The sequence below is a fragment of the Bradyrhizobium sp. NAS80.1 genome, from assembly GCF_001908205.1.
In the GTDB taxonomy this organism is placed as follows: Bacteria; Pseudomonadota; Alphaproteobacteria; order Rhizobiales; family Xanthobacteraceae; genus Bradyrhizobium.
The window spans coordinates 1-1,369 of the sequence record NZ_LGHL01000442.1 but is presented as its reverse complement, the minus strand read 5'-3'; the positions used below and the strand labels follow the sequence as shown (position 1 = coordinate 1,369).

1 protein-coding gene and 2 pseudogenes are annotated in these 1,369 nt (G+C 56.5%); all 3 read left to right on the top strand.

What is annotated here, in order from left to right:
• The coding region (locus AC629_RS48105) for a hypothetical protein (RefSeq protein ID WP_210419246.1) at positions 1-240 on the top strand (240 nt) is incomplete at its 5' end.
• Positions 241-488: 248 nt separating this feature from the next.
• Positions 489-1,272: pseudogene (locus AC629_RS44095) on the top strand (ABC transporter ATP-binding protein).
• A pseudogene (locus AC629_RS49670) lies at positions 1,269-1,369 on the top strand (ABC transporter ATP-binding protein); the annotation flags it as partial. The pseudogenes AC629_RS44095 and AC629_RS49670, both read left to right, overlap by 4 nt.

Genomic DNA, 1,369 nt, shown 5'->3' with positions numbered 1-1,369 from the left:
CACCAACGCGTCGAGCAGCGACGGCCTGAATTTCACAACTGTGAAAGTGAAGAGACAGAAGCAAAAGTTGTAGATCGCGTCCCTAGCGTAGCTCATAGTCAAAAAGAATTCACGATTGCCTTCGCTGTCGAGGGCGATTCAACGCTTGGTTCAGCACAAGACAGACGACCGTTTCGGACGGTGAGAGATGATACGCAGAAAACTCTGTCGCACTGCTGGCGACGACGCCAACTCCCATGACCCTAATTTGTCGGTGGGCACTCGTCGCTGATCAGATTGCGCGATGTGATCACGCTGTTCTCGTTGGAGGTGGTGAGACTCGAAGCTCCAATCGGAGCGGTGCCTAGATAAATAAACAAGAAAATAAATCGAATGTTGGAGGAAACGTTGCACACGTGGTCGAAGGGATCAGGTAGCCTTTATCATTGCGATCGGAAATCGCATTCGCATGTCCATTCCGGTTCGGCAAGCTATGTAGATGGAGTGCGATGACGCGGGCACAATCTTCGCTGCTCGCCGTTCGCGACGTCAGCGTCTCGTTTGGCGGCATCACCGCCCTGAATGGCATTTCGTTCGACATGCGCGAGGGCCAAATCCTGGGCCTGATCGGACCGAACGGTGCCGGCAAGACCACACTTTTCAATTGTCTCAGTCGGCTCTACCAGCCGAGCGCCGGTGACATTCTGCTGGAAGGGAAGAGTATTCTAACCCGTCGGCCGCACCGCATTGCCGAGGTCGGCATCGGTCGCACATTCCAGAACGTTGCCCTGTTCCCGACACTTTCGGTGTTCGATAACGTCAGGATCGGCGCTCACGTTCGTAGTAAAGGCGACATCATCAGCGACGCGCTGAGGTTGCCTTGGGTTCGCCGCGCGCGAGGCGGTGCTTAACAAACGCGTTCACGAGATCGTCGGATATCTCGACCTTGATGCCGTCGCTCATCTCGCGGTTTCCGGCCTGCCGTTTGGCACACAGAAACGCGTCGAGTTGGCACGCGCGTTGGCTGCCGATCCGAAGATTCTGCTACTCGACGAGCCAGCTGGCGGCCTCAATCATGAGGAGGTCTACGTGCTCGGTGAGCTCGTGCGCCGGATTCGCGACGAGCGCAATATGACCATCCTGCTGGTAGAACATCATATGGGGTTGGTGATGTCGATCGCTGATCACATGGTCGCGCTGAATTTTGGCCGCAAACTGGCGGAGGGAACGCCGGCCCAGGTCCAATCGAACCCGGATGTCATCAAGGCCTATCTCGGGAGCAAGGATCAGTGACGGCTATGCTCAATGTGAGAGATCTGCGAGCCCACTACGGACAAGTCCAGGCGCTTTACGGTCTCGATCTCGCCCTCGAGGAAGGCAGCCTGACAGC